General features: G+C 29.6%; 15 protein-coding genes. 5 read left to right on the top strand and 10 right to left on the bottom strand.

Features of this window, described 5'->3' with window-relative positions:
- Positions 1-163: 163 nt before the first annotated feature.
- Entirely contained in the window at positions 164-751 is a 588-nt protein-coding gene (locus CLCHR_RS06985; RefSeq protein WP_079438979.1) for a 3D domain-containing protein, read from the top strand.
- 100 nt (positions 752-851) lie between these two features.
- Here the strand turns inward: CLCHR_RS06985 and CLCHR_RS06980 are convergent, their stop codons facing one another.
- From CLCHR_RS06980 to CLCHR_RS06945, 9 genes are all read right to left on the bottom strand, one after another.
- Positions 852-1187, bottom strand: a complete 336-nt coding sequence (locus CLCHR_RS06980; protein WP_079438978.1) for a YnfA family protein — start codon at positions 1185-1187, stop codon at positions 852-854.
- A 95-nt stretch (positions 1188-1282) separates the two neighbouring features.
- Positions 1283-2470: a M20 metallopeptidase family protein gene (locus tag CLCHR_RS06975; protein ID WP_079438977.1), complete on the bottom strand. Its 1188-nt coding sequence runs from the start codon at positions 2468-2470 to the stop codon at positions 1283-1285.
- Positions 2471-3028: 558 nt separating this feature from the next.
- A complete protein-coding gene (locus CLCHR_RS06970) occupies positions 3029-4012 on the bottom strand; it encodes a methyl-accepting chemotaxis protein (RefSeq protein WP_079438976.1) in 984 nt (327 codons plus the stop codon).
- A gap of 15 nt (positions 4013-4027) precedes the next feature.
- Positions 4028-5128: an FIST signal transduction protein gene (locus CLCHR_RS06965; protein WP_079438975.1), complete on the bottom strand. Its 1101-nt coding sequence runs from the start codon at positions 5126-5128 to the stop codon at positions 4028-4030.
- 305 nt (positions 5129-5433) lie between these two features.
- Positions 5434-6858: an MFS transporter gene (locus CLCHR_RS06960; RefSeq protein ID WP_079438974.1), complete on the bottom strand. Its 1425-nt coding sequence runs from the start codon at positions 6856-6858 to the stop codon at positions 5434-5436.
- 83 nt (positions 6859-6941) lie between these two features.
- Entirely contained in the window at positions 6942-7106 is a 165-nt protein-coding gene (locus CLCHR_RS24400; RefSeq protein ID WP_119366615.1) for a 4Fe-4S binding protein, read from the bottom strand.
- Between the two features lie 38 nt (positions 7107-7144).
- Positions 7145-8173 (bottom strand): epoxyqueuosine reductase, encoded by a 1029-nt coding sequence (locus tag CLCHR_RS06955; protein WP_079438973.1) that lies wholly within the window; start codon positions 8171-8173, stop codon positions 7145-7147.
- 311 nt (positions 8174-8484) lie between these two features.
- Positions 8485-8940: a MarR family winged helix-turn-helix transcriptional regulator gene (locus tag CLCHR_RS06950; protein WP_079438972.1), complete on the bottom strand. Its 456-nt coding sequence runs from the start codon at positions 8938-8940 to the stop codon at positions 8485-8487.
- Positions 8941-9114: 174 nt separating this feature from the next.
- The gene (locus CLCHR_RS06945) at positions 9115-10194 is read right to left on the bottom strand and encodes an NADH:flavin oxidoreductase (RefSeq protein ID WP_079438971.1); all 1080 of its coding nucleotides are present in this window, start codon (positions 10192-10194) and stop codon (positions 9115-9117) included.
- A gap of 646 nt (positions 10195-10840) precedes the next feature.
- Between CLCHR_RS06945 and CLCHR_RS06940 the strand changes: the two genes are divergently transcribed.
- The 4 genes from CLCHR_RS06940 to CLCHR_RS06925 all read left to right on the top strand — a co-directional run bounded on the left by CLCHR_RS06940 (position 10841) and on the right by CLCHR_RS06925 (position 18951).
- Positions 10841-11302 (top strand): response regulator, encoded by a 462-nt coding sequence (locus tag CLCHR_RS06940; RefSeq protein ID WP_119366612.1) that lies wholly within the window; start codon positions 10841-10843, stop codon positions 11300-11302.
- A 164-nt stretch (positions 11303-11466) separates the two neighbouring features.
- Positions 11467-12402 (top strand): DUF2804 family protein, encoded by a 936-nt coding sequence (locus CLCHR_RS06935; protein WP_079438970.1) that lies wholly within the window; start codon positions 11467-11469, stop codon positions 12400-12402.
- A 45-nt stretch (positions 12403-12447) separates the two neighbouring features.
- Positions 12448-18396 carry a protein kinase domain-containing protein gene (locus CLCHR_RS06930; protein ID WP_079438969.1) on the top strand — a complete coding sequence of 1983 codons (5949 nt, stop codon included), beginning with the start codon at positions 12448-12450 and terminating at the stop codon, positions 18394-18396.
- Positions 18397-18951: a chemotaxis protein CheX gene (locus CLCHR_RS06925; protein WP_079438968.1), complete on the top strand. Its 555-nt coding sequence runs from the start codon at positions 18397-18399 to the stop codon at positions 18949-18951.
- A 280-nt stretch (positions 18952-19231) separates the two neighbouring features.
- On the opposite strand, the gene CLCHR_RS24720 is transcribed toward CLCHR_RS06925, so the two are convergent.
- Positions 19232-19402 (bottom strand): hypothetical protein, encoded by a 171-nt coding sequence (locus CLCHR_RS24720; RefSeq protein WP_169896772.1) that lies wholly within the window; start codon positions 19400-19402, stop codon positions 19232-19234.
- Positions 19403-19624 lie beyond the last annotated feature (222 nt).

Below are 19624 nucleotides of genomic sequence, written 5' to 3'. Positions count from 1 at the left end.
ACTAATGAATTAATCTTATGTATTTCAATATAGTTTAATTTAAGCACATCTTATGCGGAATAATTTTGCCAAAGTTATTTGTTAATATTTTACATATATGCTATAATCTATAAACATAATCCATTATGTTACTTATATAGTACTGATAAAGGGGAGTGGACAAATGCTAAGAGTAAAGATGCTAATGTGCTCATTAAGTTTTATAATCTTATTTAATACATACAGCATGAGTACGATAACACCATTTAACGCTTTAGCAACAGATGTTGTAGATGAAAAAAATATAAAACCGCTGAATAACGATGAAATTCAAGAAAATGAAAGCCCACTTAAAAATCTGCAAACTGAAAAAATGGAGCTGAGTAAAATAATAACTCAAAAAGAGAGTGAGAATGAAATAAATAAGAAACCAGAGGAAGCGGAAAAAAACGAACCTGAATGGAAGGAATTTATACTAACTTTCTATACCTCACTTAACTCGGAAAATAGCAGTGCTGGGCCTGTTACTTGTCAGAACAAACCGCTGACACATGGAGGCGTTGCTAATAACGTAATTCCTCAGAACACTAATATCTATTTGGAAGGTTATGGACAAGTTACTGTTAATGATAGAGGTTCTGATAAATATTTTGGTGTAGATAACAGGTTGGATGTATTTATCGAAAGAGAACCTGGCGAAAGTGATAGACAGTACTACCAAAGAGTAAACAGCTATGGAGTTCAAAAAGTTAACGGTTATATAGTTAAATAATCTCTGAAGTTTTAATATTGAACACTAAAAATACCGCAAATTCTATTTTGAATAATACGGCATTTTATATAATTCTGTTATTTGATTTGGCTTCACCTTTTTAACTTCTAGGGGCATACATTATTATAAGAACTCCGATTAATGCAATAAATCCACCGATTAGGTCAAATTTATCAGGTGCTATATTATCAATTTTCCATCCCCATAAAATTGAAAGAACAATAAATATTCCTCCATAAGCCGCATATACCTTCCCAAAGTTTGCACTTGAAGGTTGAAGCGTTGGAATTATTCCATATAAAATCAATATGACTCCACCAACAATTCCATACCAAAAACTCTTCCCATCACGTATCCATATCCATATAAGATATCCACCTCCAATTTCAAACACTCCCGCCAGTATGAAATAAAACAATGATTTTATAATCTCCATATGGATCTCCTTTGTATAAATGTATTTTGCTTAATACTTATAATCTATTAATTATAAAGCGATTATATCATAACAATAGTTCTGTGACTTTGAAATTAACCTTCTAAATAATCCAATGCAGCTTGTAGCATTACAGCAGCGCCTCTATATAATACCGAATCATCCATCATATATTTAGAATTATGAGCTGGATATACAACTCCATCTTCAAAAGCAGCTGGATTATATAATCTGAAATAACATCCTGGAATCTTTTCGAAGAAAAATCCTGCATCTTCTGCACCCATATTATAATCACTTAAAATATGAACATGATCTTCTCCTAAAATTTTTCTTGATGATTTTAATAACATATCTACCATATTGTTATCATTAATAACAGCTGGACATCCTCCATAAAAGTCTAGTTCAAAATCTGCTCTCATTATTTTTGTTAAACCCGCTACGATTTCCTCTATTCTCTGTAATACAAATTTTCTTATTTCATTATCTGTATTTCTAACAGTTCCTTTTATTTCAACTATATCTGGGATAATATTGTATGAATTTCTTCCACCTTGAATACTTCCAAAACTTATAACTGTAGGTATAGTTTGATTTACTTCTCTAGTTAAGATATATTGGATATTATTAATAAGTAAGGTTGCTACGGAAATAGGATCAATGCAAAAATTCGGCGTTGATGCATGACCACCTTTGCCTATAATTTTTATATTAATCGGATCTTCTGCTGCAGACATACTTCCGTATCTGACTAGTATATCTCCATTTTTATATTCATCAAGCTTGCTATCAACATGCAATGCTAACATTGCATCCACTTTTGGATTTTCTAGAACCCCATCTTCAATCATGGCCAATGCTCCACCTGGGCCTATCTCCTCACTTGGTTGAAAAACTAATTTCACCTTCCCATTTAATTTTTCTTCATTCTCCTTTAGTATTTTAGCTACCCCAAGAAGTATTGCTGTATGACCATCATGACCACAAGCATGCATATTATCATTTTCTGATTTAAATTCTAAATTTGTTTCTTCCTTAATAGCTAATGCATCCATATCTGCTCTTATTGCGATTATCTTTCCTGCTTTCTTTCCAAGTACAGCACTTATTCCAGAATGATTTTCATATGTAGTATACTCTATATTAAATTCTTCAAGTTTCCCTTTTACATATTCAAAGGTTTTAGGTAAAATCATACCTATTTCAGGCACCTTATGTAGATCTCTTCTCCATTTTACTATTTCATCACTGAGTGCATGAGCTTGTTCAAGTATATCCATACTTTTTATCCCTCCAAAAACTTTAATTTATATTTATTTTACTGCTAGTGAAAAACTTAGCTAAGTACTGAGCATAAAATTTAATCAACATTCTCAAACGCTTATATTTCCTATAAATATTTATATATTTTACTATTTTTATAGTTATATATAAATACTTTTTCATATATAACTATAAAAATATTTTCACAGAAGATTCTTTGTAGTTCCTTAGGATATAAGTAAATTAAACAAAATTAAAATAGATTATATAAAAAATACTGTTACCATCCACGGAGGAGTTAACAATACTACACTTTATAATTTCATTTCTTCGAAAGAGTACCCATTCACTAGAGGGGCATGCACAGCGGTAGATGTCAGCGGATATGTTTCAGGTTAAGGCCGGGGGTATTCTTCTAGATATTTAGGACTTGGCTGCGATAGCTAATGTAACTAATTTATACTATAGAATAGTTTAGTTAATCTATTGGATGATATATCTTAAGACTAGTTACTTTGTGATAGAGTAACTAGTCTTTTATTAACTTAATTTCCGCTTTACTGCATAAAGACATATTATTTTTTACTTAGTGAATCAGCCAATAAGTTTTCAATCTGATTTAAGAAGTTAATAATATCACAAATAATAATTGATCTTGAACTCATTCTTAGATTTAATTTATCTAACTTGTTACCAAAGGAAGTAACAAGCTCAGCTACAGAACCTACTCCTGTTGCTGCTTCATTAATTTCAGAGCTTGATCGTTCAATTCCTGTAATTATATGTTTAGTAAAGTCTTTTACTTCATCTGTACAATCAGTTACTTGTTTAAAATCTTTCTTAACATTTTGTGCATATTCAAAATTTTCATTAATTGCCGCCTTAGAATTTCTGATTTCTTCTCTTAATGAATCTATACTTTCATATAATTCACTTACACTTTTATCAATTCCACTTACTAATTCGGTTGTTGACGATGATAATTTTCTTATTTCGTCTGCAACTACAGCAAATCCTCTACCAGCCTCTCCTGCTCTGGCTGCTTCAATTGATGCATTTAGCGCCAAAAGATTCGTACTGCTTGCTATGTCAGTTATACTTTTTGACATATCTTGAATACTTCTCGAATTATTTTCCAACGTATGGAATGATTGAGTAATTAAATCAAGCTGATTGCATGTCCCATTTATTTTATCTGCTAATGATTCCATCTTATCATCTGCTTGTTTAACAGCTACTTCAGAACGATTAATAACCCCATCAATCTTATTAGCATATTGGCTAAAATCATTAAAATTTGAATCTATGTTATTAATCATATCTTGTATATTGTTTATCTTTAGATATGTATTGTTAATATCGTCAATAGATTGAGTTACTTTAACCTCCTCATCCATAAACTCTCCAAATTTTTTTTCTATATGTAAAACTCCAAAGTTGATATACTTATCATAATCAACAGCTTGTTCTGTTTCTACTATTTTGCCTTGCTCTACTTTTAAATTTACTTGTCCATCTGAATTAACATCTTTATTTTTCCTTAATTTAAACCACTTCATATCTTTTTACCTCATCTATTCAAATACAGCAAGAACCATAGTTTGATTAAAATGCTGTTCATTAAGCTGTTCTCCGTAACCTGCAAATCCAATATAATTACCTAGGGCATTGCTCATTTTTTTAGCAAATTCATTTAAATACCCATCATTTTCAAAAAGCATAGATCTTGCTAAACAATTTATCATAATGGCTAACGATGGATTTGGTACATCTTTTTTTACTTTTTCTATTGTTTCACTAATTACATTCTTGTAATCATCAGGTTCTAAAAGCACCATTTTTGAATTATTATAAACTCTTGCATGATATGACATTCCATTTCCCTCAGTGACCATTTGATTTGCAGTAATATACATATCGCTTCCAATAATTCTTCCGAGAGGATAACTATCTAAATATTTAGGAAGATTTTCAAGCGTTGTATTTAAAGCTTCAGCCGTTACTTTTGCAGCTGGCTTATTATCATATTCATATACTATACGATTTCTTACGTCAACTTTTGTTGCAGTAAAATAATGTTTAGTCGGCTTATAGATATTTTCTCTATATAACTTAATTTTGCCATTCAAATTTTTTATTATTACAAAAGCACATGCATTTTCATATATTGTACCATTAAAAGAAATTATTGTTCTTTCAGCTTTACCCTGATCCCCTGCAGAACCTCCAAATAATGGAATATTCTTTTCTGATAGTACGGAATTCAATGTAGATAAAACTAATTCTTCGCAGCTAATCAAAGCTGTAGATATTTCAAAACACACTGTATTAGTTATATTATTAAATTTATCAATACAGTTATTTACCCTATCAATATATTTTAGTGGGTATTTATCTACCTCTTCTAAAACATCCGCATAGCATTCAATTCCATCTTCGATTCCCATTACAAGCAACGTATCTTTAAAAGCTCCATCCCTGCAAAATCCTGCAAATGTTGTTGAACCAAGAATGATACTGTTTTCAAATTTATCCCTTATTTTTATTGTGTAAGTTTCAAAATTCTTGACATCAGAAAAAAATAATATTAACTTAGGGGATTTAAGTCCAGCTGTAGCCTCTGATACTGCATCACTTAAATCTCTTTTTGAACTTTTGCCCACTTTATAATTCATACTTATCACCTTCTACAATATAATATATGTTTTTGCATATATTTAACGTTTTCTATTTTTTATTTAATCACTCGACAACTTTATAAATCTGGTATTCGAAGTTAATTGTAGTTAATATTACATTAAAAGTCAATTAAAAATAAATTCATTTTAAGTTAAATTAATATTGCGTAAAAATTTTTGTGGAAAAATCTAATTAGTTCAATTGCTATCAATACAATATGAGACTTAAATACCTCTGAAAACTCCCTAAAAAAAGAGCAGATTCTCTTGTAGCACATGCTAAAAAATCTGCTCACTTTTATCTATTTCTGAAACTTTTTATTTTTTAATCTTATGGCCGTTACTATAACTCCAATAAAACATATAACTGCTGCACTTATATAAACATATTTCATTCCAAACATAAAAACATCATTTCTGCCTTCTACATAACCAAATACCTTCTCTCCCATTTTCACACTCATGAAAGAATATAAAAGCATTGTCGCCATTGCGACTCCAGATGATTGTCCTAAATTTCTAACAAAAGCATTTATACTTCCAGCAATACCTAATTTATCACTAGGAGCTGAAGACATTACTAAAGAATTATTAGGCGGTAAAAATAATCCATTTCCTACAGCTATAAAAATTATATAGACAATTAATTCTTGAATAGTTGATGTTTCGCTTAAGGTAGCCATTAGACTCATTCCAATTCCTATTAGTATTAATCCCAAAAATGTTAAAAATTCTGAACCTATTTTATCTGATAGATAACCACTAAAAGGTGATATTATTGTTATCATTATAGGAGATATCATCATAATTATTCCCGCAAAGCTGGGAGTCATTTTCAAAACATTTTCAAGATAAAAAGGTTGGACAATATTATTACTATTTATTGATGCATAGCATATGAACGTACATAGTATACCTACTGAAAAAAGAGAGTTTTTAAACAAAGATAGATCTAAAAGTGGGTATTTTAATTTCCTTTCTTTACGTACAAAAATAATAAATAAAATGATTGCTGCAATAAAGCAAGCGATAACCTTATTATTTTCATATCCAACGGTTTGTCCAGCTATAAGAGCGTAAAACAATAATACAACACTTAACCCCAAAATTATTGCTCCAGTAAAATCAATATCTTCATCCACTTCATTTATCTTACGTGGCAATACTTTAAATCCGATTACTACTGCAATTATCCCAACCGGAATATTTATTAGAAATATATAATGCCAGCTTAAATAAGAAATTATAACTCCCCCAAGTGGCGGTCCAATCATTGTACCAAGAGCCAAAAAGGTTCCCGAAATACCGAGGGCTCTTCCCCTCTCATTCGGTGGAAAAACTTGAGTTATTATCCCTTGATTATTTGCCATAGCTGCCGAAGCTCCTATTGCTTGAATTATTCTAAATAACACTAAGTAAGTAAAATTTTCCGATAAAGCACATAATAATGAGCCTAAAGTAAATACTAATAATCCAAAATTAAATACTATAGATTTTCCCTTTATATCTCCTAATCTTCCAAACAATAAGATTGTGCTGACTATTGTTATAAGATAACAAATTACTATTAACTGAATTGAAGACATATTTACACAAAATATATTAACCATTACCGGAAGTGCTACATTTACTATAGTACTATCAAGGGTCCCCATAAACGGAAGTAACACTACAACGGCTAATATTATCCATCTGTTTTTATATACACCTTTATTGCACTTTTCCATTATAAAAAATCACATCCCCCACTTGCTATGTTTAATTATTTCATATGTTTATATTATTAAATAATTCACCATAAGTTTACTGATTATCTAATCGGATTTTTAAATTCACAAGGCACTTTTGTTTGACACAAGCTGCACTGTGAAACACCAAATTCATTGTGCGCATCTACTTTCACCTTATCATGCCCATTTTCAGAAATAGCATTTACAGGACATCTTTTGATGCAAGCTCCGCAAGATACCTCCATATTTTATTGGATAAATGCTTCTTTTCCTAAAACCTCTTTTATATATTTAATTTACTAATTGCCCACTCAGCCATTTCCCTAACTTTTTCATGACTATCTTTACAAGCTTCATAAATGCTTTCTTTATATTGTTCTTTGTAATTATTCACCATTGCATTTATAGTATTAACTTTCCATTTCCAAACATCTTGTTTTGGTATGTACCAAAACTTTGGCTGCATTACATTTTCTAAAAAGTCATAATCCATTTTAATTATTTTTTCTAATGATATTTTCTGACTTAACTCCGCTAAATTAGGAAATTCTTCTGTTTCACTCCAGCGCTTTATATTCATAGGGCAAACATCTTGACACACATCACATCCATAGACCCAATCCCCAACTTCTTCTCTATATTTTTCATTAGGCATGTCTCTTCCCGTAAATGTAGTTATGCAGGATACACATGCAATCGGGCTCATAGTGTATGGCTGTGATAATGAAGCTGAAGGGCAAGCTTTAATGCATAAATTACATTTATCAGAACAAGGTCTTAAATTTGGTGTTTCAATTAACTCTAATTCCTCATCAATTAACCAGGCCTCTAAGTATAACCATGAACCATTTTCAGTATAGAAGAAATTATTTCTACGAACCATTCCAAGTCCAGCTTTCATAGCTGCCCAACGTAACGCAGTCAAACCAAATTTTCGTTCAGTTTCTGCTCTAATTCCAAGTTCTCGCATGTACTTTTCAAATTTCAAGCTATCTTGAAAATCTTTTGAATTTTCATCAGTTCTACTATCAACTAAATAATACTTTGCAATTACTCCCTTTAGATGCTCTGGAATATCATATTTCCCATACCTTCTTATGCAAATAACAATAGATTTTGCCCATGGGAATGTCTCTTGAGCATTTACAAAACGGTATTGACTCTGAAAAAAACCTTTAGCCTCTGGTGTTCTCTCTATTCGTTCTTCAAGTTTTTCCTTATATCCATATATATCTGACATTTTAATAATTCCGCATTTTTCATATCCTAACTCTAATGCTGCATTTTTTATTTGTAATGCTAGTGTATTCATTTGTTTAACAACCCTTTCCTATATTATTAATTTTTATTTTTTTGATTTATAACTAAACCGCTATTAACAACTGATTAATCTATTTTATTTACATGGTTGTTTTAATACATATGTTCGTAATATTGCATCGCAAACATGTATATACATGTTTATTTTTATCAAAGCCTTAATTCTTTAATAAATTTAAATTCAAGAGACACATATACTAGTTGTTCTATACTTAAGTTATTAATTTCACATTATGAAAGATATTTATGAATTGCAAGTTAGAATTTAATTAAAGTTTCTACTAGCCATAAATAGGCTATAGATTATGGTGTAGAAACTTTATTAATAAATTTTTGTATTTGCGCTAATGTTTTTAAAAATTCTTCAAGTTTTTCTGTCCCAATTTCTTGCTCAATCAAGGTCTGCACTTCATTCCATTTTGGCATTGCTTCATTAAGTTTCTGCAATCCGCTATCACTTATAGAGATACATTTCCTTCTTGAATCATTATCATCTGTTCTAACAAGTACATATCCCTTTTTTCTAAGTATTTCAATGTTTCGTGTTACAGTAGTTTGATCCATTAATAATATCTCTGCTAACTCAGTTATGGTAACGTTCTCACGAGACGCTATATCTGATAATAACGAAAACTGGGCTGCTGGTATTCCAACAGTTTGAAAAATTTGATCAAAATATTGAGTAGTGATTCTTGTTGTCATACGCAGATTTCTACAAACACAACTTTTTACATTTTCAATTTTTTTTAAATTAGACATAAATGATATACCTCCGTCAAAATCTCTGAATAAACATATAGTAATCTATCGCAATTCTTATTGTCAAGGCTATTACAAATTACTCACAATAATCTAATTCTCTGTAAAACAAGTGATATCTTAATTACATGATCTTTATAGTATATGCACTATAAAATCATCCTTATATCTATATCATCTTTTATTAAAAATACATATAGTTTTACCAAATCCTGAACACTTGCCACAAGATATACATTTTGCTGGTTCTATTTCTCCCTCATACCAACGATTTATAAGATTGCTTTCACATATAAGCGGTCTGCTTAGTGCATAATAATCAATTGAATTTTCGTTTAAAGTCTTTGTTAATGCCGTAAAATCACGAATTCCACCAACAGAAATAATTGGAATTCTCACTTGAGCTTTTATCTTTTCAGCATAAGTGATATAATAAGGATCTTCACCCTTTGCTATTTTTCTAGAATAGCTTTCATTTGGACGTGATGACAAGCTGCCCCCACTAATTTCTATAGCGTCTATTCCTAATTCTTCAAGTTTTCTACATACATATTTACATTCCTCAAAAGTCATGCCTTGTTCCATAAAATCTTCACTATTGATTTTAATTAATATAGGATATTCATCGCCAACTATATCACGCATTCTTTGATAAGTTTCTAAAATCATTCTAGCTCTATTCTCAATATCTCCACCGTATTCATCAGTTCTCGTATTATAATAAGGTGTTAAAAATTTACTAAGTAAATATCCATGTGCCGCATGTATTTGAATACCATCAAATCCAGCCTTTTTAGCTCTAAGTGCTGCATCTGCAAAAGCTTTCTGTACATAATTAATTTCTTCTAAAGTCATTTCTTGTGGAGTATTTTTATATCCTAAATCTATCTCATTACCTGGCCCCCACATGATTTTTTCTTCATTTTTAATAGTCTGCGTACCAGCTGCTCCAGCCTGAAGAATAATATTTGTATTATATTTGTGAGCTACTCCAATAATTCTTTTATACTCATCAATAAATGAATCGTCATAAATCCCCATTTGACCTGGAATAAATTCTTCTAAATCAGTTACAGCTGTTATGCCTGTAATTATAGTACCAACACCTCCTTTAGCTAAATTCTCATATACTTTAAATAATTCCTCTGTAACATGCCCTTTTTCATCTGCCATGCCTTCATAAGTAGCGGAACGAAAAAATCTGTTTTTTAATTTAAGCGTTCCAAATTGTGTTCCATCAAATAATGATTTCATAAATATCAACTCCCATTTTTTATGTATATACATATAATATATTAAAAATTTTTATTTGAAACAAAAAAGATACTTCAATAAATTTTATATGTATATGCATATATTATCATATTCAATTTTTATTTGTCAATCCAGTCGGTGAATTAGATTCGCAATTATTATATTTCCTCGCAATCTATATGATCATCAATATTAATTGAAAAATTATCACTTAAAAGTACTTCTAAAGCAACTATATTAAAAGACTTTGTAAACACTTTATAAGAATAATAAGTTATATCTAGAAATCATGCTTTTCTTTCTTCATCTTAACATCCCCCGATTACAATCCATATTTAAACCTTATTCATATCATAAAGCACAAGTAACTAATAAGCATATTTGATGTACTTAAATAATATGAGTTACCTAGTATAATAAAAAAGTTTTCTGTTCTCCGTAATTCTTTATATTAATCATGGTTTATAAATTATTTTTGATTAAAATTCTTAAGAAATAATTACCTATAAAGTAATTAATTTAATTGACACGAATACTTATCCAACTGTAAAATTACTTGTAAGTATATCTATAATAATGTATATATTGGTAGAATTAAGTAGAACTCTGGAAATAAGTTTCTAATACTTAGAAAGGTTTGATTACATTGAATAAATTAAAAATAATGGTAGTTGATGATTCTTTAATTATGATTTCCAATCTAACCCATACACTGACAGAAATGGGACATGAGGTGGTTGGTACTGCTAGGTCCGGAAGTGAAGCAGTTTCTAAATCTAAAAAATTAAATCCTGATATTATAACAATGGATATAACTATGGGTGATATTAATGGAATCGAAGCCGTAGAAAAAATTATGAAGACGGATCCCGATATGATAATAATAATGATTACTTCTCATGGACAAGAGAAAATGGTCATAGATGCTGTAAGTGTTGGCGCAAAAGGATATTTATTAAAACCAATAAAATATGATAATCTAAATAAAGTAATTACAGATGTATATAAAAAATACGGAAAAACACAAGAAGAAAAGATACAGGAAGAAAAAATACAAGACATCAAGATACAAAGTCGTAATCCAGATTTAGATCTACGATTAGATTAGCTAAATTTAATAATATTTATAAATCTTATCTTGCTTTTTACATATTTATAATTTGGAGGAAGTGCTTTTTTTAGCAGCTCTCCTCTTTTATTATTCAAATTTAAAATTATAGCTATTCAAATTTTCTTCTACTTATCTGAATTATTTACTAAAGGAGTGGAGTTATGAATTTAGAAGAAAAGAAAGTCCTTTTATCAAGATGGGATATCATAAGGCAATGGAAAGATAAAGAATGGTGGTACAGTGGCTTTTATGATACGAAAAATGACATATATTTTAATTTCTTCTTTGTTAGAGTTAATTTCATAGACCAGTTTACTCTCACCTTATTTGAGGTTAAGGAACAAAAAATATATGAATTTTCTAAAAAGCTTTTTCTCGATAAAGAACAGAAGAAAAATAAATTATGTTTAAATTATCATTCAAAGAATATATCTATTGAATATAATGGCGATGAAATAGAGGGATGGACTTTTAAGTTCAAGAATAATACCTTTGATATAGATCTTTATTTAAAACCCACTATTCCATACTTTACTAAGTTTGAAAATCAATACGTATATAAATACGGTTTAATGCATTATTTTAATAATTTAACAAACGGACTTATTAAAATATCTAATAAAACTTATAAAATTGAAAATGCGCTATGCTATTACGACCATTGCTTCGGGACCATTCCTTCAGAATCAGCATGGCATTGGATTGCCGTACAAAACAAAGATGTCTCTTTAGCTTCTCTTGTTAATTATGGCCCATATGCACAAAAATATTCTGAAATTTACTTTAAGAAAAATGATAGAAATTGGAAGCTTAATGAGTGGATTAGACTTAACCAAGATGTATCCTTTGAGCATTATGAATTAGATGATAAGCTCATGAACACTTGGAAGATTACCTCAACTGATATAGACGTTATTGTTACACCTATCATGTATATATTGGATAGAACTAAAGTCCCAAAACCACTTCCTTTTCTTGATAATATAAAACATTATGAATTCTTCATAAAACTCTCTGGTAATGTTAGAATTGACGGGCAATGGATTAAAATTAAAGATTTATACGGTATTATGGAACAACATAATGGAAAATGGTAACTTTTTCAAGAATAAATTTAGCAATATTTTATGGAGGTATAATTCATGCCTGAGATTTCAAAATATATTATAACTGAAAAAATTTACACTAACGAGAGAACTATTGTATATAGAGGTAAACGTAAAAAAGATAACCTTCCAGTGATTATAAAACAAGTGAACGATGAAACTTCAGACTTTACACATATTTTTAGTATAAGACATGAATATGAAATAAACCAGAAGATTAATAGTGACTCTATTGTCAGGATATATGAAATAATAGAAAAAGAAGGTTCTCCTTTTTTAGTTATGGAAGATTTCGGCGGGGAATCTCTTAAATCAATACTAAGGAGTAAAAAATTCACAATCAATGAATTCCTAAATATATCTCTTAAAATTGTTCAAGCCTTATGTGACATTCATAACTCTAATATTGTGCATAACGACCTTAACCCAGGTAATATAATTATAAATACTCAAACTGGGGTTGTTAAAGTTACTGATTTCGGAATGTCTTCTATATTAGAAGTTGATAATAGGAGCATAGGAAATTTTGAACATGTTCGCGGAACCATACCATATATATCCCCTGAACAAACCGGCCGTATGAATCGTTCCATTGATTATAGGACAGATTTCTACTCTCTTGGAATAACTCTATATGAATTATTGATAGGTCATTTACCTTTTACATCCAATGATGAATTAGAATTAATTTACTGCCATTTAGCTAAGGAGCCTATTTCTCCATTTAAAGCACTAAGTAGAATTCCTAAAATTATATCAGACATAATCATGAAACTTATGGAAAAGATGGCTGAAAACAGATATCAAAGTGCTGAAGAATTAAAAAATGACCTTCAAAGATGTTTAAATGACTTTGAGAATAATGGTCAAATTAATAGTTTTGTTTTAGGAAAAAATGATATTTCCAATAGATTTATAGTATCTCAAAAACTATATGGGCGCGAGTTAGAGATAAAAAAACTTGTAAACACCTTAGAATGTTCCGACTCAAATTCCCCGAAACTTATTACAGTATCTGGATATTCAGGAGTTGGTAAATCATCACTGGTTAATGAATTACGAAAATTTATTGTAAATCAAAATGGCTTTTATGCAGTCGGAAAATTCGATCAATTAAAACATTCCCTTTCTTATTCAGCATTAATACAAGCATTTGAGGAAGTTATTAAACAAATTCTTTCCAGCAGCAAATCTGAATTAGAGTATTGGAAGAATCTTTTTCTTAAAAATATAGGTTCAAACAGCAAAATTATAATAGATATTATACCATCTTTTGAATTAATTGTCGGGAATCAGCCTAATGTTCCTAGCCTTAATCCAACTGAAGCTTCTAATAGATTTAACTTTGTATTTCAAACTTTTGTGAGGATTTGCTGCTCTAAGGAACATCCACTCACTATTTTTCTAGATGATATTCAATGGTGTGATTTAGCCTCTCTAAAACTAATTGAGAAACTGCTCCTTGACAGCGAATTAAAAAACCTAACCTTGTTATTGAGTTATAGAGATAATGAAATATTTGGAGCTCATCCTTTAGTGTTATTTCTTGATAATCTTGAAAAATCAAATGTTGAGCTTATTAAAGTAAAGTTAAAGAATCTAGAATTACCTCATGTTTGCAATTTGCTAAAAGATACTTTACATATTGATTCAGATGAAATTATTCCACTGGGGGAATTGTGCTTAAATAAGACTGAGGGGAACCCATTTTTTCTAAATCAGTTTTTACAGGTCCTCCATAAGGAAAATTTAATTTCCTTTGATTCTATCACTAGACTTTGGACCTGGGATCTCAAATTGATAACTAATGCTGATATTACAGATAATGTTGTTCATTTTATGATACGTAAAATAAGTAAGCTCAATCCAGAAGTAAAAGAGCTGCTGACTCTAGCTTCTTGTATAGGAAACAGCTTTGATATTAGGACACTTTCCATCATTGCTGAGAAGCCTAAAGAAAAAATATATAATTTATTAAATGAAGCCTTATTAGACGGATTAATTGCACTTCAAGATAATAAGAATAATATACAATGGCACTTTATACATGATAGAATTCAACAGGCAGCCTATAATTTTGTAGAAAGTACCAATAAAAAAGAACTCCATCTAAAACTCGGACGACTACTGCTTTCGAATTCCGATGAGCATTATCTTAATGAGAAATTGTTTGAGATTTTAGATCATTACAGCCAAGGAGTAGATTTAATAAATACTTTAGGAGAGAGAATACAAATAGCCGAATTAGAATTAGCAGCAGGAATAAAATCTAAAAATTCTATAGCTTATGATTTTGCAGCTAACTATTTGAAGTGTGGAATTTCTTTACTAGACGATAATAGTTGGATTGATCAATATGATTTAACACTAAATCTCCATATTGAAGCTGCTGAAGCCTTTTATTTAAGTGGCAATTTTGAAAGCATGATGAGCATAATTCCAATTGTTGAGGTAAATGTGAAAACCGCATTAGATAAAGTTAGCATACACAGGATTTTAATTCAGGCTTATGCTGCCCAAGGGAATATTCCTAAAGCAATTGATACTGGTATAAATTGCTTTAAATTGCTGGGATTCAATTTTAATAGAAATCCTAGTAAAGTGGAGATAATCACAAAGCTACTTCAAGCGCGACTTTACTTGAAATCAAAAACCTTAGAATCAATTCCTGATTCTCCTGTAATTAAAGATAAAACTCTTTTATCAGTATTATCAATTATTTCTTCAGTAGGATTTATGTACTACAGAGCAGATCCTTTGCTTCTATCTTATATAGTTTCTGAAGCAGTATTAATCCTGATAAAATCTGGTAATTCTCCTGAGGCACCCTTTTTATATGGAGCTTATGGATTGATTCTTTGTTCTATTGGTGACATTGATACTGGTTATTCACTTAGCAAACTAGCTTTGCGTCTACTTGATATTTTAGATGCGAAGGAGCAGAAATCGAAAGTTTACTTTATGAACAATGCCTTTATATCTCATTGGAAGGAACCTCTAAAAGATCTTCTTCCTCTATTTAAAGAAGGGTATGAAGCTGGTCTTGAAGTTGGTGATTTAGAGTTTGCATCTTGTAACGGATTTTACTACTGCAATAAAGCTTTCTATGCTGGTAAAAGTTTAGCAGTACTAGAAACAGAAATGCCTTATTTTATTGAGAGTATAAAAAGTTTTAATCAAGACCTTCAGCTTTATCTTACTCAAATGATGTGTCAGCTTGTTTATAACCTTAGAGGAAAAAATGAAAATCCTACACTTCTTATTGGAGATGTATATGACGAGGCTAAAATGCTTCCACTACATATAAAAACTGCTGATACCACATCAGTATGTTCTGTTTATATGATAAAATTAATTTTATGCTATTTATTTGACGATCACGAAGCAGCAGCATTAAATGCGGAACTTACTAAGAAATATATTGACAGCTTAAAATCGACAGTTGCTGTTCCAACATTCTATTTCTATGCTTCACTTAATGCACTTGAAAGATGCAAAGAATTGCCTTCCATAGAACAAAAGTCGGCTTTAAGGGCAGTAATATCAAATCAGCACAAGATGAAAAAATGGGCAAAACATGCTCCTATGAACTTTTTAAATAAATATTATCTTGTAGAAGCCGAAAAAAATAGAATCCAAAAGAAAGTTACAAAAGCTATTGATTACTATAATAAGGCAATTGAATTTTCAAATAAGAATAATTTAATACAAGATGAAGCTCTTTCAAATGAACTTAAAGCAAAACTATTTATTGAAAAAGGAGATCTTAAGCTTGGCAGGTTCTACATTGAGGAAGCACATTACCTATATATGCGATGGGGTGCAAACGCAAAAGCAAAACAACTAAAAAAGAAATATAGGAATATATTCTTTACAGATTCCGAAGCAAACAGATTAAATTATATGAATAAACTTTATTTTGATTCTACTTCAAGTTCTAGTGATAAAACAATTTCTATGGATGCTGCAACTATTATTAAAGCTACTCAGGCTATTTCAGGTGAAATTATTCTTGAAGATTTATTAAAAAAGCTTACTTATATCTTAGTCGAAAACGCTGGAGCTCAAAAGGCAGTTTACTTAATAAACGAAAATAATAAATATTTTATTAAGGCTATTGGTTTAGCTGAGACAAATAAAATAGAGGTTTTACAAGGATGTCCAATTGATGATTATGAATATATTCCTAAAAGTTTAGTGAATTATGTCATCAATTCTGCAGAAACAGTTATTTTAGACAGAATTTCTCTAGATGAAAAATTTATAAACGATCCCTATATTTTAGAATATAATCCGAAATCTATCTTATGTATGCCCATATTAATAAAAGGAGACGTTAGTGGCTTAATTTACTTAGAAAATAATCTTATAGATGGAGCTTTTAGTAAAGATAGAATTGAAATATTAAAAATAATTTCTTCACAAATCGCAATTTCTATGGAAAATGCACATATTTATAAAAACTTAGAAAACTTAAATAACACTCTTGAAAGAAAAGTTGAAGAAAGAACTTTGGAACTTAATGAATCTATGAATAAAGTATACTCTCTTTTAGATAATTCAGGGGAAGGCTTTCTAATTTTTGACGATAATTTTATCATAGATTCGGAATACAGCAGTGAGTGCTTAAATATTTTCTCAAGAGATATTTCTGGCCTTAATGTTTTGAATCTTTTATTCTCTGATAGTATTGATGCAGTCACTACTTTTTCAATGAGTATCAAAATGATAATAGAGACTGATGATGAATTTAGAAAAGAAATGTTACTTTCATTACTCCCCTCTAATATTTATATTAATAAAAGATATATTAAAATGAAATGTAAGATACTTAGCAAATTAAAATTCATGCTTATTCTTACGGATATTACTCATGAAAAAGAACTTGAAGAAATGGTTAAAGATGAGCAGAAAAGACTTAAACTCGTTGTTGCAGGCTTCACTAATAAAAATGATATCTCTGAATTAGTTGATTCCTTTATATTTTTTATAGAAAGCGGCTATAACGAAATTTTAGAAATGAATTTAAGTCCTCATGAAAAATTATCTGAAATCTATCGCACAATTCATACTTACAAAGGTTCATTTTCGCAATTTAACTTTATAAGCTTACCTAAAGAGCTTCATAAAATTGAAAGTAAATTGTCTGAGCTAAAGAAAGAAGATTCTACTTTTGAAAATATAATAATGAGTATTTTTGAGAGTAGTTGTTGTTATTCCGCATTTAAAAGCGATATAAAAATTATTACTGACGTACTTGGAGAGCATTTTTTTGCTGAGGAAACTAAAATATTTATAGATGAAGCTTTAGCTATAAAGCTAGAAAAGATAGCTAAACTTGTAGGCCAAAACTCAATGTATAAAGAGAACAAATCACTTTTAGAGGCTATTGAAATCATGAGAACTATTAGATTCAAAAATATTAAAGAAATGCTTATTCCTTATATTGATTATACATATAAACTTGCACAAAGCTTAGATAAAAAGCTCTGCACATTAAATATTAATGGCGATGACATTAAAGTAAATCCAAACATATTTTCTCCTTTTATTAAAAGCTTAATCCATGTTTTTAGAAACGCTGTCGATCATGGCATAGAAACTCCTGACGAAAGGCTAGAAAATGGAAAAAACGAACTAGGTAATATTAGATGTACTGTACAAGATCATAATTCTTGCATCTCATTGATTATCGAAGATGATGGAATAGGTATCGATACTCAAAGAATTAAAGAAAAAGCCATTGATAAAAACTTAGTTTCAAATGTTCAGGCTACTTCCCTAACCCGTGAACAATTGATAACTTTAATATTTTCGGATAATTTCTCAACTAGAGATTCAATTAATGAGTTATCAGGCAGAGGTTATGGCTTAAGTGCTGTTAAAACGGAAATCGAAAAGCTTGGAGGATCAATAAACGTAGAGACATCTTTAGGTCACGGCACCAAATTCACCTTCACCTTTTTTAATAAGGAGGAATCTTAAATGTCTCATGCAAAAAAAAACACTAAAAGTTGCATTATAAGAACTGACGTAGATATAAATGAATTTTTGCTTGCTGTGGTTAGACGAACTATTTCTGTTTTAGATCAAGTTACCAAAATTAGTGTAATTCAAATGGATTTTGAATTTTTAGAGAGGGATAATACTTCTCTTACCGGATTAACTTCAATTATCTGCATTGAAGATTGCAGAAAGTTAGTCGTAGGTTTTAATTATGATAATTCACTTATAAAAGAGATATTTAGACGCTATACCAAAAGTATGGATATCAAAGAGGAAGAAACTGAATTATATATTAAAGAAACTGCGTCTGATTTAATAAATATTACCGTTGGAAATGTTCTTTCAGAATTTGGAAAACGTGATATAGCAGTTAAAATTTCAATACCTCTTATAATTCAAGAGACAGAATTGCTCAATAATTTTAGTGAAATAAATGACCGTATTGTAAAAATCGAAACGGAATTTGGTCAAATGCGAGTTTTCTGTATTTTATCTGGTAATACATTTATAAATAAAATTTTAGATTTTAAGTAGTTTGGTACATTTTTATATAGATTTTCTCGCTTCGTTCATATCTAAAGTAAACTTTGAATCAACAATTTATTTAATATAAAGCTTTCTCTATTTTATTAAGCGAAACTTTATATTTGATTGATTTCCCTTTAACTTTACAAATATCTTAAGTTAAAATAAAGATACAAAATGGACTTGGCGGTAACTTCGGTTGCTGCCTTTTTTATTACATAATTACATTTTTATTATATTAATTCAAGAAATAGTAACCGATAACTTTAGCATTACAACTTCTTAAAAACTATTTTGCTTGCAGAAACTTTTCATAGTTTTCTATTTTATCTTCTCTATTAGTTTTCTTTATCCAACAGTTATACTCCAGAATAATCTTTTCAATTGTTTCTAAGTTTAACTTATTGTCCTTTTTTCTTTTCATTTCTACGTACAGATTTATTTTAATTATATTTCCCATTTCTTCTCACCTTTTTTCAAAATATGATATTACTGCTTTTTCATGATCTTAATGCTGAAATAATATACGAATGCCTTTGTAAACATTATCATCTTTTCAATAGTTTAATTATAGACAAAATCTTAATTCTTAATACATATAAACTATTGCAATATCATGCATTTTTTCGACTTAGATTTCATGCTTAAGTTAATTTTTTATAAAATTGCTCATATTAAAAGG

The organism is Clostridium chromiireducens (assembly GCF_002029255.1).
Classification (GTDB): domain Bacteria; phylum Bacillota; class Clostridia; order Clostridiales; family Clostridiaceae; genus Clostridium; species Clostridium chromiireducens.
This window is presented reverse-complemented; position numbering and strand designations above follow the sequence as displayed.

Bases quoted from the DNA above. Each gene is read 5' to 3' on its own strand.
- CLCHR_RS06985 (WP_079438979.1), top strand. From the start codon at position 164: ATGCTAAGAGTAAAGATGCTAATGTGCTCATTAAGTTTTATAATCTTA.
- CLCHR_RS06980 (WP_079438978.1), bottom strand. From the start codon at position 1,187: ATGGAGATTATAAAATCATTGTTTTATTTCATACTGGCGGGAGTGTTT.
- CLCHR_RS06975 (WP_079438977.1), bottom strand. From the start codon at position 2,470: ATGGATATACTTGAACAAGCTCATGCACTCAGTGATGAAATAGTAAAA.
- CLCHR_RS06970 (WP_079438976.1), bottom strand. From the start codon at position 4,012: ATGAAGTGGTTTAAATTAAGGAAAAATAAAGATGTTAATTCAGATGGA.
- CLCHR_RS06965 (WP_079438975.1), bottom strand. From the start codon at position 5,128: ATGAATTATAAAGTGGGCAAAAGTTCAAAAAGAGATTTAAGTGATGCA.
- CLCHR_RS06960 (WP_079438974.1), bottom strand. From the start codon at position 6,858: ATGGAAAAGTGCAATAAAGGTGTATATAAAAACAGATGGATAATATTA.
- CLCHR_RS24400 (WP_119366615.1), bottom strand. From the start codon at position 7,106: ATGGAGGTATCTTGCGGAGCTTGCATCAAAAGATGTCCTGTAAATGCT.
- CLCHR_RS06955 (WP_079438973.1), bottom strand. From the start codon at position 8,173: ATGAATACACTAGCATTACAAATAAAAAATGCAGCATTAGAGTTAGGA.
- CLCHR_RS06950 (WP_079438972.1), bottom strand. From the start codon at position 8,940: ATGTCTAATTTAAAAAAAATTGAAAATGTAAAAAGTTGTGTTTGTAGA.
- CLCHR_RS06945 (WP_079438971.1), bottom strand. From the start codon at position 10,194: ATGAAATCATTATTTGATGGAACACAATTTGGAACGCTTAAATTAAAA.
- CLCHR_RS06935 (WP_079438970.1), top strand. From the start codon at position 11,467: ATGAATTTAGAAGAAAAGAAAGTCCTTTTATCAAGATGGGATATCATA.
- CLCHR_RS06930 (WP_079438969.1), top strand. From the start codon at position 12,448: ATGCCTGAGATTTCAAAATATATTATAACTGAAAAAATTTACACTAAC.
- CLCHR_RS06925 (WP_079438968.1), top strand. From the start codon at position 18,397: ATGTCTCATGCAAAAAAAAACACTAAAAGTTGCATTATAAGAACTGAC.
- CLCHR_RS24720 (WP_169896772.1), bottom strand. From the start codon at position 19,402: ATGGGAAATATAATTAAAATAAATCTGTACGTAGAAATGAAAAGAAAA.